The organism is Robertmurraya sp. DFI.2.37 (assembly GCF_029211245.1).
GTDB lineage: Bacteria > Bacillota > Bacilli > Bacillales > Cytobacillaceae > Robertmurraya > Robertmurraya methanolica_A.
The window spans coordinates 81,450-97,091 of sequence record NZ_JARGEJ010000009.1 but is presented as its reverse complement, the minus strand read 5'-3'; the positions used below and the strand labels follow the sequence as shown (position 1 = coordinate 97,091).

Below are 15,642 nucleotides of genomic sequence, written 5' to 3'. Positions count from 1 at the left end.
TGAATTTAGATTTTGAAGGAGGAGTTCCTTTGAAGGCGTATATCATCCAAAGGCTTTTATCCCTGATTCCGGTTATGTTTGTAGTAGCAGTCGTTGTTTTTTTTATCATTCATTTGACTCCTGGAGATCCCGCTGCCGTTATACTTGGGCCGGATGCATCTGTCGAGGAAGTCAATCATTTAAGAGAAGAAATGGGCTTGAATCTACCTATTCATGAGCAATTTTGGAATTGGATTACAAAAGTGGTACAAGGTGATTTAGGTTGGTCCATTTATATGGACAAGCCGGTATTACAAGCGTTCTTGGAAAATTTAGCTCCTACGCTCTCATTAGCCCTTATGGCGCAGATTATTGCTATTTTAATTTCCATTCCGGCAGGCATTATCGCCGCAACGAAGAGAGGAACGCTTACGGATCAGACTTTTATGATTGTATCGTTGCTAGGAATTTCCGTTCCAAATTTTCTTTTGGCACTTTTGCTCGTGTTAGTATTTGCGATAAACTTTGCCTTGCTTCCCGTAGCAGGCTTTCAGCCGTTAAGTAACGGAATTTTACCGCATCTACAATATTTAATTTTACCCGCATTTGCACTTGGAGCAATTCAAGCTGCATTAATAGCTAGGGTTACACGCTCTTCTATGTTGGATGTCTTACATGCTAATTACATTAAAACAGCTCGTTCAAAAGGAGTAAAAAAGAAAGTTGTTATTTTTAAACACGCTCTAAAAAATGCTTTCATCCCTATTCTCACCGTAATAGGCCAAACCTTTGGCCAATTGATTGCTGGTGCTGTTGTTATTGAGACCGTGTTCAACATTCCCGGGATCGGGCAGCTAATTATAAATGCCATTATGAGAAGAGACTTTGAAGTAATTCAAGGAACCATTCTACTTATAGCATTTTCCTACGTAATAATAAATTTAATTGTCGATTTATTGTATGGATTTTTTGATCCACGAGTACGACTTAGCGCGAAGAATTGATTTCAAGGGGGGATGAAGATGGATGCTAAACCGATTTATAGTAGTGAAAAGATAGTATTGAATCAACATCAATATAATAAAGAGCAGCGTTTTCTACTTTTTAAGAGAATTCTATCAAATAGATTAATGATGTTTGGAAGTATCATCTTAATTTTGTTAACGATGGTTGCGTTTCTTGCACCTATTATCGCAACTCAAGATCCGCTAGCTATTAATGCTACCGCCAGACTGCAGGCTCCTTCATCTGAACATTATTTCGGTACGGATAATCTTGGTAGAGACTTGTTTAGCAGAGTGATTTATGGAACACAGGCCTCAATGGTTGTTGGAATTTCGGTTGCTCTAATATCAGGTTTTTTTGGAATGGTGATCGGTCTGTACTCTGCCTATAATCGTTACTTGGATCATATGTTAATGAGAATATGCGATGGATTAATGGCCTTTCCAGCAATTCTTTTAGCTATTGCCATTATGGCGGCACTTGGGCCAAAAACGGTTAATGTTATTGCAGCATTAAGTTTTGTTATGATTCCAACGGTTGCTAGAGTGATTCGATCAGCAGCGTTAGTGGTGAAAGAACAAACCTATATTGAAGCACTGAAATCTCAAGGTGCTAGTGGAATAAGGATTATTTGGGTGCATATTGCACCAAATACAATATCTCAATTAATCATCCAGCTTACTTATGTATTCGCGATATCTATTATTATCGAGGCAAGTCTCAGCTTTTTAGGTGTTGGTATCCCTGCTCCAGATCCTAGCTGGGGGAACATTATCTATGAGGGAAAAGCTGTTATATATAACGCATGGTGGATGACCGTTTTCCCAGGAATGTTTATTATTTTAGCTGTTTTAGCATTGAACTTATTCGGTGATGGACTAAGAGATCTGTTAGATCCTCATAGCAAAAAATGATGTAAATAGGAGAGGGGGAGAGTGGTAGATATGGAGCCTCTTTTAAAGCTAAATCAATTAAAAACAATCTTTTCTACTGAAAAAGGAATGGTTACGGCAGTTGATGATGTATCCTTTGAAGTCTATGCTGGAGAAATGGTGGGACTTGTCGGTGAGTCAGGTTGTGGAAAAAGTGTTACATCTGAATCAATTCTGCAATTGTTAAATGAAAAGACAACAAATTATGAAGGCGAAATCTTATATAAAGGGATGAATTTATTATCGCTTTCTGAAGAACAAATGAGAGAAATACGTGGCAATGAGATCTCAATGATATTTCAGGATCCGATGAGCTCACTCAATCCTGTTTATACGATAGGAAATCAGATTGCAGAGGCAATCATGATTCATCAAAAGGTGGGAAAAAAAGAGGCAAACTTGAGAGCAATTGAAATGCTTCGTTTAACAGGTATCCCGTCTCCGGAGAAAAGGGTTCATGAATATCCACATGAACTTTCAGGTGGGATGAGACAGAGAGTTATGATTGCACTTGCTCTGTCTTGTAAACCACAGCTTTTAATTGCTGATGAACCGACAACGGCACTCGATGTGACTATCCAATCACAAATATTGGAACTAATACAGGAATTGAGAGAAGAACTTGATATGGGAGTGATTTTAATTACTCATGATTTAGGTGTTGTAGCAGAAGTATGTACACGCGTTATCGTTATGTACCTGGGTCAAATTATAGAGGAAGCTGATGTAAAGACATTATTTAAGAGCCCTCTTCATCCATATACAAAAGGTCTGCTAAAATCTATTCCACATTTGGATGGCGACCGTACACAGAAGCTAAATGTTATAAAGGGGGTTGTTCCTTCTTTACAGGACGTACCGAGCGGATGTCGATTTGCGCCAAGATGCGATTTTGCTACTGAACAGTGCCGTGAGAATCCTCCAGAACTATTGGAGTTAGTGAATGGACAAAAGGTTAGATGTTGGAATTATGAACATATTTTGAGGGAGGCAAAAGATCATGCAGTCACTACTTCAGAAAACAAATGACGAACGTCCTCTTTTAGAAGTAAAAGGTCTTAAAAAGCATTTCCCGATTACCTCTGCTTTAGGAAAGGTTCAAGGATATGTTCAAGCTGTCAACAATGTAGAATTCACACTAAATAAGAGGGAAACTTTAGGTTTAGTAGGTGAGTCTGGATGCGGGAAAAGTACTACTGGACGTACCATTCTAAGATTGATTGAACCGACATCAGGTCAGGCCTTGTATAAAGGAAAAGATCTTTTTCAGTTAAAGCAAAAAGACTTTCAGAAAATGCGCAGCAAGTTGCAAATGGTTTTTCAAGATCCTCATAGTTCAATCAATCCGAAGCAAAGGATTGGACGTGCTATTGAGGAACCGATGAAAATTCATAAATTATACGATTCAAAAGAACGTTCAGAACGTGCGATGGAGTTATTAAATAAGGTCGGGCTTAGAGGAGATCAGTATTATCGATATCCTCATGAATTTTCGGGAGGACAGAGACAGAGAATTGGAATTGCAAGAGCATTGGCCTTAAATCCTGAAATTTTAATATGTGATGAGCCTGTCTCCGCATTAGATGTTTCGATTCAATCACAAGTTATTAATTTAATGGAAGAACTACAGGAACAATTCAATCTTTCCTATATTTTTATTGCCCACGATTTAAGTGTAGTTAGACATATTTCTGATCAGATTGGAGTCATGTATCTCGGTGAATTGGTTGAAAAAGCGCCAACGGATGAACTGTTTTCTCATCCTCTTCATCCTTACACAAAAGCGCTTTTATCATCCATTCCCGTTGCAAATCCTGAATTTAAACGGGAAAAAATTGTCTTGAAGGGAGATATTCCATCACCTCTCAATCCTCCTGCAGGGTGTAAATTCCATACTCGCTGTCCATATGCAATTAAGCGCTGCAAAAATGAAGAACCAGTATTTAAAGAGGTAGCAAAGAACCATTCAGTTGCATGTCATTTAATCGATTAAACTGTTTTTTAGCAGTTATTTCAAAAATAGGAGTGTTCATTCAATGCTTAAGTCATTATTTACTAGATTGGAAGAGATTTATCCAGAATTAGTGTCGATACGTAGAGACTTGCATATGTATCCTGAACTTTCATTTCAAGAAGTCAATACACCTAGAAAAATAGCTGATTTTTTAAAAAATCTTGGTTTAGAAGTAAGAACAGAAGTCGGAGGTAGAGGAGTTGTAGGGAAGTTACGCGGTGGAAAACCAGGGCGGACGATTGCTTTCCGTGCCGACTTTGACGCACTTCCGATTCAAGATGAAAAAGAAGTGGAATATAAATCACGAGTTCCGGGAGTTATGCATGCATGTGGACATGATGTACATACTGCCAGTTTATTAGGAGTGGCAAAAGTTTTAAGTGAGGTAAAAGAAGAGATTAGAGGAACCGTTATTTTTATCCATCAATTTGCAGAAGAGCAAATACCAGGTGGGGCGAAATCGATGATTGAGGATGGTTGCCTTGATGGAGTGGATGCTATTTATGGTGTTCATGTTTGGTCATCTCTTCCTATTGGTACAATTGGCATTATTGAAGGGGATGCTATGGCAGCAGGAGATAAATTTGAAATTGAAATTATTGGAAAAGGAGGGCATGGTGCCAAACCGCAAATCACTATTGATTCTTTAGTAGTCGGAGCGCAATTGGTTAATAATTTACAAAATATTGTAAGTAGAAAAATTGATCCATATAAGCCTGCAGTTGTAACAGTCGGGACATTTCAAGCTGGTCAAGCGTTCAATGTCATTGCTGACAGGGCAAGTTTAACAGGTACGGTTAGAACGTTCGATGATGAGGTTCGAAATTCTATTGAAACAAATATAAATCAAATTGCAAAATCAACATGTGAAAGCTCCGGAGCGAAAGCAAATGTGAATTATATAAGAGGGTATCCTTCTTTATGGAATCATCCAGAGCATATTCAAAAAGCAGAAAAGGTCGCTATTAATCTTTTAGGGAAGGAAAATATTAAATATCCACTACCTTCAATGGGAATGGAAGACTTTGCTTATTATTTAAAGGAAGTACCGGGTGCCTTTGTATTTGTTGGAGGTGGAAATAGCGAAATAGAAGCAGAGTATCCACAGCATCACCCAAAATTTAATGTTGATGAACGCTCCATTTTGATTAGTGCAAAATTTTTCTTATCCGTTTTATTGGAGGAAGAATAAGGGTATCCCTATTTTCTAAATGAATTTTATTATGTTGAGGATATGTAAAATACTAGGAGGGCCTTTATGCGCTTAAAAAATAAAACGGCAATTATAACCGGTGCTGGCAATGGAATTGGAAAAGAAACCGCCTTATTATTTGCAAAAGAAGGAGCAAATGTTGTTGTCACCGATTTAAATGAAGAAGCGGTAAATCAGACTTCGGCAGAGATAAAAAAAAGCGGGGGTAAAGCCATTTCTATTTCTCATAATATTAGTTGCGAAAATGCTGGGAACAGGTTGTTTTAAAAACATTAGATAACTATGCCGAAATCAATATTTTATTTAATAATGCCGGAACATTTTTAATAAAACCATTAATTGAGACAACACTTGAAGAATGGCAAAACCTTATGAATATTAATGTTGCAGGTACTTTTCTCGGCTTGAAGCATGTCATACCAGTGATGATGAAACAAAATGGTGGCTCAATTATTAATAACTCTTCAACTGCCGGTTTAACAGGTTCAGTAGGAGTTTCTCTTTATGGAGCAAGTAAAGGGGCTATTCGCAGTCTGACCAAGCATGTTGCCATGGAGTATGCATCCTATCATATTCGAGCAAATTCGATTTATCCGGGGTTTATTGACACGGATATGATGAAATATAGGGGAGAAATAGACCAATCAAATGAGCAGCAGCAATCAAAAGGTGTTCCATTAGGAAGAATTGGTTACCCACAAGAGGTTGCAAGAACAGTTCTATTCCTAGCTTCTGAAGAGGCAAGTTATACAACAGGTGCAGAATTTGTGATTGATGGGGGAAGATCCGCCGGCAGATCTAAATCGAAAGGTGAGATGTATGAATAAAGGAACCGTATGTTTAACTTTTGATTTTGATGCGATCTCGTTATGGCTCCAACGAGACATGACCACGCTGACGTCAATATCTAGAGGAGAGTTTGGCGCTGTTGCAGTCCCAAGAATTCTGCATATGCTGGGAAAGAGAGAGATTCAATCCACCTGGTTTGTTCCAGGACACACAATAGAAACCTACCCTGAAGTTTGCAAAGCTATTATAGAGCAGGGGCATGAGATTGCTTTGCATGGGTATGCCCATGAAAATTTTAATATTCTTTCTTTTGAGGAAGAGTGGGAGATTTTACAAAAGTCTATTGATGTAACAGAAAAGGTTCTTGGACATAGACCAAAGGGATTTCGCTCTCCTTCTTGGGATGTTTCTTCAAGAACAATAAAAAATCTCGAAAGCTTAGGAGTGATTTATGACAGCAGTCAAATGGGCAATGACTATTCTGTCTATTTTAGCAGATGTGAAGATGAACATTTTAAAGATCAAGCTTCAAAGTTTGGAGAACAATCAAAAGTTGTAGAGATTCCCGTTTCATGGTCTCTTGATGATTATGTTTATTTTGAGTATTTAAAAACATCAACAGCTGTTTTTCCAGGTTTGAAAACACCGGATGAGATGTTTTCAAACTGGAATGGAGATATCGATTATATGCTCCGCGATTTTCAAAACGGTGTTTTAGTGGTCACTTTCCATCCACAGGTATCAGGTCGTGGACACCGATTACTAGGTTTGGAAAATTGGATAGATGGTTTAATGGAAAAAGGGATTAGCTTTTCCAGAATGGATAACGTTGCAGATTCTTATTTAAAAGGCACCGAATTTGGAATTTATGCTCCGGAGTAATTTTAATAACTAAGTTTAATTATTACCAATCTAATATTTTAATCTTTTTGATGAATTCTCGAAAAAGCGGCTTAATCCTATCAACACAAAAGGTTTAGGTCGCTTTTTTATCATGTATTATGTGTTTTTATCCGATACTTGGTATTATTTATATGAGTGACATACTTTTTATGAGGTGATATGAAATGAAAAAAGGATTATTAGTATTAATGATCGGCTTTTCTTTGATTTACTTTTCAAGTTGTGGCTCCAAAGTAAACACCATTCCTTCTGAAGTGCACAAAGACTTTTTAATTCCGAGTAATGCAGTGAAATCATCAGATTATGTCTTTACTAATAAAAAATTGGCTAAAAGTGTGGAATATAAGATTTCAGGGGCAGCCAGTCCAAAAAGTTTTTTTAACTCTGCTGAATATATTGAGGACCTTGAAAAAAAAGGTTGGAAGGAAATTAATCAAGAAGGAAGTATGAAAATCTATAGCAATGGAAAAGAAACTGTTTGGTTAGAATTAAATGAAGAAGATGTGACCATTTCTCTGCTAAAGTAGAGTAGCCTTAAAATTAAATCTGTTAGATTATTAAGGTTAGGAATATTTATACTCTGTCATTTCGTTTTTATCCTTTTTCTTAATTACTAGATTTCTCCATATCAGATCAGTAAGTATAAATCCACTTAGCTATAAAGTGAGCTCTTTTCTTTTTAGATTTTGAATGATGTGTGAAAGCTACTTATTTTTTTGTAATGAAAGCCATATTTTAAAAAAAGCTAAAACTATAAATGACGATAGAGCAAAAGCAAGAGAAGAGCGCTCCTTTTTCTTCCCTTGCTTTTTTGATTGAAACTTATCTCACAATCCTTATCTTAGTGGGGCTTATAAAAGTGGAGGTTGTTAGAGTGAAATTTTAAACTAATGGAATTGTTACTCGAACCTCTCCTCCACCTTCTTCCGTGTTTCCGAGAGTTAGCTCTCCGTTATGAAGATTGACCGCACTTTTTGCAAAGGTTAGTCCCATTCCATAATGACCTTTAGAATGACGGCTTTTGTCATCCATGTAAAAAAGCTCAGTTGCTTTTTTTAATGCGGCTTCTGAAAATCCTATTCCCGTGTCTTTCACAACAAAAGAAAAGAATTCAGAGTCGCATTCAGCATGCACGGAGACAGTTCCACCTTCCGGTGTATAATCAACCGCATTTGTTAAGATGTTCATGAATGCCCGATGCAGTAATTGCCAGTCTATCATTGCTTCATCTAGGAGATGTTCAATTGTAAACATAATATCGATTGTTTTATTTCCTTTGTAAGCAATGATGTCTTCTTGCAAGGTTTCAGTTAATGTAGCTATTGCTTCTTTCTCGAAATGAACCGTTAAAGAATCCTCCATTTTCGATAAATGAATTAACTGATAAATATACTGTTCAATTTGAATTCCCGCACTGATAATGTATCTTGTATATTCAGCCTGTTCCTCATCTTGTGCAGATAAGCTAAGCAGTTCAGCATTTCCTTTAATGATGGTAATGGGAATTTTGATGTCATGTGCTAAGGAGCCAATTTGTTCTTTTTTGTTTTTTTCTAAACGCCATTGTGCCTCAAGAGAAGATTGAAGTGCATCTCTCATTTCAATTAAAGAGTTTATGACATCATCGAACTCTTTTATATGTGTAAATGTAGGTGTGAATTGTAAATTTTGCTCCTTAATATTTCGGGTGATTAAACTCAGTGTTTCAAAGTTTTTTCTTAATTTATTGGCAAAATAAGTGGTAATCATGGCAATAGCGAATATGAGCAGAATGATTAAAATACAAATACTTGTTAATTCATAGTTAGGGAGATATTTCCTCAGTAAGGGTGAGCTAAATTCCGCCCGTAATGAATATTGCAAAACACAATATTCATCCCTTCTTTCTATAATCAAATAACCTTTTTGCTTGTAATTCACATATGGTTTCTTTTCAATCTTATTTTTTACCAACTGCAGGTCTTTATCTTTAATAGTCCCGGCTATCTTTTGTTTCGTATCCTTATCAAGGAGGGCATATGACATCGTATCTGGGATCATATCAGGTGTTATTTTTCGAGCAGTTTCAAGCATAGGTATTAGCTTTTCTGCTTCCCGTTCATGATAATTGGCTGGTTGGAAAAAACCAACATTTATGGCTATTGTATTTAAAATAAAATAGAGAACTGTAATAATAAACAAACATAAAGATAATGTAACAATATATTTTATTAATTCCCTGAGGAGGTTTTTTTTTCTTGCAAAAATTATTCCCATTTATATCCTACGCCCCATACTGTTTTAATGGGATCGACACCATGTTCTTTGCACTTCTTCCGAATTGTCCTGATAAATTCGGTAATGGTGGAATAAAGGGCGTCTCCATTTATACCATATACCTCCTCATAAATTTGTTCTCTTGAAAAAGTTCTCCCTTTATGCAGTGCTAAAAATTCACAAATTGTATATTCATTTTTTGTTAAATTGAGACTGTGGTTTTTGATGAAAACTTCCTTACTATCAAAGTGAAATACAAATCCGGAAATGACTCTTTTCGATTGATGCTTTTCTCTGCCTTCCCTTCTTAAATGTGCATTAACTCTGGCACTAAGCTCCTTTACGCCAAAGGGTTTTGTAATATAATCATCTCCACCGGTAATCAGACCTTTCACGATTGCTTCCTCTTCTGTTTTCGCCGTGAGAAAAAGGATCGGACAATCGACAAATGGCCGTATCTGTTTACACAATTCAAAACCGTCTATATCTGGCATCATCACATCAAGCAAAATTAAATCGTAGCCTTGAAATTTATCATGGGGGTGTCCCTGAACAGTCTTTAATATGTCAATATGATGCTGGTCACGGCGTAGTATATTTTGTATAAGCACAAGAATAGCTTTGTCATCATCGACTGCAAGAATCTTTGCCATTTCTTAATTCTCCTTTCACTACTCGAATGTTCTGTTGCCCTCCCATTTGTGAAACCATATGAGGCAAGCAATAAATATCATTATAATACCAATGGTGGCAAGATATGTACCATTAGTCATTTCATGAATTAATAAAGGCCGTAGCTTTTCACTAAACTCTTTAAAGTGAATGATCCCATTTAATCCAGATAATCTGATTCCCCATGCCCAAGGATTATACTTCCATATAGCATCTCCTAATCCAGTATTCATAAGGGCAGTCATGAGCAAACCGGCACCGCCTAGTAAGACAGATGCTCCCATTCCAAACTTGCAGCTGATAAAAAAATAAAGTAAATAGAGAACGATACAGCTTGCAACAAGCCATGCCCCCCCTGTTATAAAAATACTATAAGATAAATTAGGAACTTCTAATACAAATGTTAGTCCAATTAAATATATGATCATAGCCAGACTTATGGAAAAAATATTTAAGATTATTAACATAAGCACTTTGCTGATAAATGCAGTGATTTTCGGAAACGTGCTCCCAAGCAATACTTGAAATTTCCCTGCACGTTCTTCCAGTGAAGCCGTCATCCCACAAAGAATTCCGATAAGAAATGGTAATGAGATGGCGATGACCTCGGTAAATGTTCTGTATAATTGGTATTGATTTTGCTCTCTTCCATTAAGATACAGGATTAAGATGATTGAACAAATAACTGGAATAAACAAGTGCAACCACATAAATGAAGTCCGTTTCATCTTCTGAAAATCGGCTTGTATGCTCCTAAAAAGTAACATCAATTTACAGCACCTCCTGTTTTTTCATTTTGTCATTTGTAGAGGAGGCGAATAAGTGACTTGTCAGGAACGATAATATCATAAATAATAGGATAGCTATGATAACGGCAGGCGGTATAACCCACCAGCTGAGTAATGGATCATTAATTTCTAAATAAGTTCCATTAGGATGAATGCCGATTGTCGGACACATCATGCGTATTGGCCAGCTCCAAGGAGAAACCCACCAAAAGGAACTGGATGCAGGCATAATCCCTAAAACAAGTGTTCCAAAAAGATTTAGCATTACTGCAGCAGTACCCCCAAATTTCTTAGCCACCATTAAACAAAGGGGAATTTGCCAAAGACTTGTCACCCATAGCAGTAAACTTGCAGAAATGGTGGAAAGGCTAATAAAGGTAAAATTAGGAATAACGAAGCCCATGCCATACATGAATACTAAAAACGCAAGTTGAGATAGCAAAGAATAAGTCATAATAACCATTATTTTGGAAAACCAAAGCTTTCCTAGATCGATTGGCAATGAATACGTACTATTATAATTGGATGCTTTTTTTTCCTTTTGATGGGATAAAGAGCATAATAAAGCAAGCATCACTGGCATAAAAATAATGGACCACCAATTAAAAGTACCTGGAACAAAATATTGAGTATTCAATAGAAAAGAGAGCCCAATATTTAATAATGGAACGATAATGATCATTTTTCTTGAAAATGTTCTTTTGAATTTTAGATTTTCTGCTTTAATATAGTTTCTCATCTTTTCATTCCTTCTCTTTCCTTGCTTTTCTTAACGACTTCCATAAATAATTGTTCTAAATTATCCGACTTATTTATCTTACCTTCGTATCCAAGGTATCCTCCACTAATAATGCCGATATGATCGGCAATTTGCTCGACTTCCGATAGAATGTGACTCGATAAAATTACAGTAATTCCTTTTTGCGGAAAGGAACGAATAAGCTCTCTGAGCTCTTGGATACCAATGGGATCAAGCCCATTTGTAGGTTCATCCAAAATTAATAATTTTGGATGATTTAGCAAAGCGATTGCGATGCCAAGTCGTTGTTTCATTCCCATTGAGAACTGTCCTGCTTTTTTTTTACCAACATGCTGCATATCGACAATCTTTAAAACTGTGTGAATCCGCTCCTCAGAAAGGCCGAGTAAAGTGGCATGTACTTTTACATTTTCGAATGCAGTCAAATTATCATAAAGAGGTGGAGACTCGATTAGTGAACCAATATTTTTTAAATCTGATCTTCTCCATTTGTGCCCATCAAAGAAAATTTCTCCAGACGTATTTCGCAAAATTCCGGTAATAATTTTAAGCGTAGTTGATTTCCCAGCACCATTTGGACCAAGCAAACCATAAATACTATTTTTATACACGGTTAACGAAACATCTGATACTGCTAATTCCTTGCCAAATTTTTTGTAAGATTTTTTGTTTTTAACAAAACTGTTTCCATGTCAATCTCTCCTTTATTTCGTTATTTCTCTTTAAAGACCGCCTGAACATAGTGGATTAAATGACCAAGCCACATCTGAAAAAACCTTCTAAATGCCAATTGCTGTTATTCTAAAATATAATTATCAAGTTTTTATCAAAATTTTTGTTTTGTCTTTAAATGACTTGGACTTAAGACGTTGTAGAATTCTGGATGACAAGGTTGTTCGAAGAAATATTTGCTAATAAGTGAGAATAAAAACTTTAAACATTGGGAGGTTCACTTTAAAGACTTCCTCGGTAACATACAATCTCATCAATTTTTGGCATTCCCCTCATTTTCTAAAAATGACATGTTATACTAAAAAAAATGAGAAAGATATAAATTTTAGGGGGAGTATTTGATGGGCATCATTAAAGCAGCAGTAGATGCGGTAAAAGGCAGTTTAGCAGATCAATGGTTGGAAGTGATTGTGCCTCAGGAGATGAGCGATACAACGGTTATGTCTGTCGGTGTAAAAATGAGAACGAAAGATAAAAGAAATTCGAATAAAAAAGGAACCGATACGACCATTTCCAACGGCTCGGTTATCCATGTACAGGCCAATCAATTCATGCTATTGGTTGATGGCGGAAGAATTATTGATTATACGGCGGAAGAAGGCTATTACGAAGTAGTTAATTCATCCATGCCATCTTTATTCAATGGTGAACTTGATGAAACGGTCAGAGAGACGTTTAATCGTTTTAAATTTGGCGGCATGCCTTCCTCTTCGCAAAAGGCGTACTTTATTAATCTTCAAGAAATCAAAGGAATTAAATTTGGAACACGAAATCCGATTAATTACTTTGATAATTTTTATAATGCGGAATTATTTTTGCGTACTCACGGCTCGTATTCGATTAAAATTGTTGATCCGTTAAAATTTTATGAAGAAGCGATCCCAAGAAATAAACATGTAGTGGATATTAACGAAATTAATACGCAATATTTATCTGAGTTTATGAATGCCTTGCAAACGGCGATTAACCAAATGTCGAGTGATGGCATTCGCATCTCATTTGTTGCTTCAAGAGGAATGGAATTGGCAAGATACATGTCAAGTGTACTCGACGAGGAATGGACGCGACTTCGTGGAATGCGTGTAGAATCCGTTGGGATTAATAGCATTTCCTATGATGATCAGTCACAAAAATTGATCAATATGAGAAATCAGGGAGCGATGCTTCAAGACGCATCTGTTCGGGAAGGTTATGTTCAAGGCTCAATTGCTCGTGGACTTGAGGCGGCTGGTTCAAATGAAGGCGGGGCCATGAATGGATTCATCGGAATGGGAATGGGGATGCAGGGAGCCGGAAATTTTTCTCAAAGTGCTTCTGAAACGAATAGGTTTCAAATGCAGCAGCAAGCACAACAGCCTGTTACTCCCGGTAATTCAGCTACTTGGCAATGCGAGTGCGGACAAAAAAATGAAGGAAAGTTTTGTTCAGAATGTGGTTCACCGAAGCCGCAGGTAGATAGCTGGCAATGTCAATGTGGCAGTGAAAACAGCGGCAAGTTTTGCTCCAATTGTGGAAATAAAAAGCCTGAAGCGCTCACTTGCAGTCAATGTGGATTCACTGCTCCAGAAGGGGCAGCAATGAAATTTTGCCCAGAATGTGGAAGCAAATTTTAAGCGGTATAATGAGGTGATTTACGATGGGGGTTATCGTCTATAAATGTATTAATTGTGGCGGACCGCTTGCCTTTAAGGCTGATACGCAAAACTGGACATGCGATTATTGCTTAAGTGAATTTCATGAGCAGGAAGTGCGGTCCTTTATTAATAATGAGCAGGCCGAGGCAGAGAAAAATACAGAAAAAGCACAGGAGCTTGAACAGGAATTTCAGGAAAATGCTGTTGGGTACAGTTGTGAAAGTTGTGGTGCTGAAATTGTTACCGATGATACAACGGCTGCTACATTTTGTTATTACTGTCATAACCCAACGATCATCCCAAGAAGGCTTGAAGGCGAATATCGTCCAGAAAAAGTGATTCCATTTCAAATTAATCGTGAGAAAGCAACTGAATTATTTATTAACTGGTGTAAGAAAAAACCGCTACTTTCGAAACAATTTACAACAACTTCAGAACTTGAGAAGTTGTCGGGCATTTATGTACCGTTTTGGCTCTTTCATTGCAGCCCGTTTGGAGAAATCAGCGGTGATGCTACAAAGGTTCGCTCTTATACGAGAGGGGATACTCGTTATACTGAAACAAAATATTATCGTGTTCTCCGAGAAGGAAAAGCGATTTTTCGTGATGTGCCTGCAGATGGTTCAAGGAAAATGGACGACGAGCTGATGAATGTTTTGGAACCTTATCATTACAAGGATTTAACCGATTTCTCCATGTCCTATTTATCGGGCTACTTAGCAGAAAAATACGATATGGATCAAAATGATGTCTACCCGAGAGTATCAGAAATCATAAGAAAGAATATGAGTACGCTGTTACGGGGAACAATAAATGGCTACAGTTCAGTGAGTGTAAAAAGGACTGACATAAAATTAAATAACGTCGGAGCGACATATGTCCTGCTGCCGGTATGGATGTTTACTTACCAATTTAAGGGAAATACTTATATTTTTGCGATGAATGGGCAGACCGGAAAAATTGCTGGAAAGCTGCCAATTAGTAAAGGAAGGGCAAGTGCGTGGTTTGGAGCGGTTTCTGCAGCCTCCTTCGCAGCATTAATGATAGGGGGGCAATTTATATGGTGAAAAAAGTATTTTTTTTGCTGCCAATCTTGCTTCTTTTCATTAGTTGTGGAACAAATGCACTTGCTGCTTATGAAAAGGTTTATGATGAGGCACAGTTGTTTACAGAGGCAGAAAGAACGGAACTTAATGACAGGGCAATGTTATTAAGCGAGCAAACAGAGATGGACATTGCGATTGTTACAACTGATGATAGCGAAGGGAAGTCTTCAAACGAATATGCCCGTGATTTCTATGAAGAACATGGATTCGGCTATGAAGGAACATTGGATGGTGTCCTTTATCTATTAAATATGGATGAACGTGAAGTTTATATTTTTACAAGAGATAAGGGAACAAAATATATTGATGCTAATAGAGTGGAAGAATTACTAGACGAAGTGTATCCATATTTAGGAGAAGAGAAATATGGTGAAAGTGCTGCTATTTTCCTTGATGAATTAGAAAGAATGATGGAATCAGGGCCTCCTGCTACTTCAAGTGCAAATACTTCTGGAGATTCAGGATATGCCGATACGGGGAATGGAACCGTGTCGGGAGAAATCACTTGGCTTCAGAAACTCGGAATTTATTTTTTTATCTCGATCGCAGTCGGTGGAATTACAATTGGTACGATGGTGATGGGAAATAGGGGACGTTCAACCGTTAACGCCAGAACTTATTTGCAAGATAATTCCTTCAAACTGACGAGAAAACATGATCAACACTTCAATACGATAGTCACCCAACAAAAGATACCGAAGGCAAATAACAATAGTGGTGGAAGTTCATTTTCAGGTGGCATCGGCGGCGGTGGAATCGGAGGAGGAGGGAGAAAGTTTTGAATATCCCCTTCTTTTTCTTTAATACAAAAGGTCAATGCTTAAAACAGGAGCATTGGCTTTTTTCTTATGTGTTAAAA

14 protein-coding genes and 2 pseudogenes are annotated in these 15,642 nt (G+C 37.2%); 11 read left to right on the top strand and 5 right to left on the bottom strand.

Annotation, left to right across the window (positions count from 1 at the left end; translation table 11 throughout):
- The first annotated feature begins 29 nt into the window (after nucleotides 1-29).
- The 8 genes and pseudogenes from PZE06_RS07355 to PZE06_RS07320 all read left to right on the top strand — a co-directional run bounded on the left by PZE06_RS07355 (nucleotide 30) and on the right by PZE06_RS07320 (nucleotide 7,362).
- Nucleotides 30-983 carry an ABC transporter permease gene (locus tag PZE06_RS07355; RefSeq protein ID WP_150914996.1) on the top strand — a complete coding sequence of 318 codons (954 nt, stop codon included), beginning with the start codon at nucleotides 30-32 and terminating at the stop codon, nucleotides 981-983.
- An 18-nt stretch (nucleotides 984-1,001) separates the two neighbouring features.
- Nucleotides 1,002-1,898 (top strand): ABC transporter permease, encoded by an 897-nt coding sequence (locus PZE06_RS07350; RefSeq protein WP_225310632.1) that lies wholly within the window; start codon nucleotides 1,002-1,004, stop codon nucleotides 1,896-1,898.
- A 30-nt stretch (nucleotides 1,899-1,928) separates the two neighbouring features.
- On the top strand, nucleotides 1,929-2,945 hold the full coding sequence (locus PZE06_RS07345) for an ABC transporter ATP-binding protein (protein ID WP_150915016.1): 1,017 nt from the start codon (nucleotides 1,929-1,931) through the stop codon (nucleotides 2,943-2,945).
- On the top strand, nucleotides 2,917-3,909 hold the full coding sequence (locus PZE06_RS07340) for an ABC transporter ATP-binding protein (RefSeq protein WP_150914994.1): 993 nt from the start codon (nucleotides 2,917-2,919) through the stop codon (nucleotides 3,907-3,909). The genes PZE06_RS07345 and PZE06_RS07340 overlap by 29 nt, the downstream gene beginning before the upstream one ends.
- A gap of 43 nt (nucleotides 3,910-3,952) precedes the next feature.
- Complete coding sequence (locus PZE06_RS07335; RefSeq protein WP_150914993.1) at nucleotides 3,953-5,122, top strand: M20 metallopeptidase family protein; 1,170 nt, start codon at nucleotides 3,953-3,955, stop codon at nucleotides 5,120-5,122.
- 66 nt (nucleotides 5,123-5,188) lie between these two features.
- Nucleotides 5,189-5,970, top strand: a pseudogene (locus PZE06_RS07330) (SDR family NAD(P)-dependent oxidoreductase).
- Nucleotides 5,963-6,814, top strand: coding sequence for a polysaccharide deacetylase family protein (locus PZE06_RS07325; protein WP_191963175.1), 852 nt, complete (start codon nucleotides 5,963-5,965; stop codon nucleotides 6,812-6,814). Before PZE06_RS07330 ends, PZE06_RS07325 begins: the two are co-directional and overlap by 8 nt.
- 185 nt (nucleotides 6,815-6,999) lie before the next feature.
- Nucleotides 7,000-7,362 carry a hypothetical protein gene (locus PZE06_RS07320; protein WP_095309345.1) on the top strand — a complete coding sequence of 121 codons (363 nt, stop codon included), beginning with the start codon at nucleotides 7,000-7,002 and terminating at the stop codon, nucleotides 7,360-7,362.
- A 355-nt stretch (nucleotides 7,363-7,717) separates the two neighbouring features.
- Here the strand turns inward: PZE06_RS07320 and PZE06_RS07315 are convergent, their stop codons facing one another.
- The 5 genes and pseudogenes from PZE06_RS07315 to PZE06_RS07295 all read right to left on the bottom strand — a co-directional run bounded on the left by PZE06_RS07315 (nucleotide 7,718) and on the right by PZE06_RS07295 (nucleotide 12,002).
- Entirely contained in the window at nucleotides 7,718-9,091 is a 1,374-nt protein-coding gene (locus PZE06_RS07315; RefSeq protein ID WP_150914991.1) for a HAMP domain-containing histidine kinase, read from the bottom strand.
- The gene (locus PZE06_RS07310; protein ID WP_150914990.1) at nucleotides 9,082-9,744 is read right to left on the bottom strand and encodes a response regulator transcription factor; all 663 of its coding nucleotides are present in this window, start codon (nucleotides 9,742-9,744) and stop codon (nucleotides 9,082-9,084) included. The genes PZE06_RS07315 and PZE06_RS07310 overlap by 10 nt, the downstream gene beginning before the upstream one ends.
- Nucleotides 9,745-9,762: 18 nt before the next feature.
- Complete coding sequence (locus PZE06_RS07305; protein ID WP_225310638.1) at nucleotides 9,763-10,530, bottom strand: lantibiotic immunity ABC transporter MutG family permease subunit; 768 nt, start codon at nucleotides 10,528-10,530, stop codon at nucleotides 9,763-9,765.
- 4 nt (nucleotides 10,531-10,534) lie between these two features.
- Complete coding sequence (locus PZE06_RS07300) at nucleotides 10,535-11,290, bottom strand: lantibiotic immunity ABC transporter MutE/EpiE family permease subunit (protein WP_150914988.1); 756 nt, start codon at nucleotides 11,288-11,290, stop codon at nucleotides 10,535-10,537.
- Nucleotides 11,287-12,002, bottom strand: a pseudogene (locus PZE06_RS07295) (lantibiotic protection ABC transporter ATP-binding protein). The gene PZE06_RS07300 and the pseudogene PZE06_RS07295 overlap by 4 nt, the downstream one beginning before the upstream one ends.
- 382 nt (nucleotides 12,003-12,384) lie before the next feature.
- Here PZE06_RS07295 and PZE06_RS07290 point away from each other — a divergent pair.
- From PZE06_RS07290 to PZE06_RS07280, 3 genes are read left to right on the top strand one after another with little or no spacing between them, the layout of a single operon-like run.
- Nucleotides 12,385-13,656, top strand: a complete 1,272-nt coding sequence (locus PZE06_RS07290) for an SPFH domain-containing protein (RefSeq protein ID WP_150914987.1) — start codon at nucleotides 12,385-12,387, stop codon at nucleotides 13,654-13,656.
- A 23-nt stretch (nucleotides 13,657-13,679) separates the two neighbouring features.
- A complete protein-coding gene (locus tag PZE06_RS07285; RefSeq protein WP_150914986.1) occupies nucleotides 13,680-14,744 on the top strand; it encodes a TFIIB-type zinc ribbon-containing protein in 1,065 nt (354 codons plus the stop codon).
- A complete protein-coding gene (locus tag PZE06_RS07280; protein WP_150914985.1) occupies nucleotides 14,738-15,565 on the top strand; it encodes a TPM domain-containing protein in 828 nt (275 codons plus the stop codon). Before PZE06_RS07285 ends, PZE06_RS07280 begins: the two co-directional genes overlap by 7 nt.
- Nucleotides 15,566-15,642 lie beyond the last annotated feature (77 nt).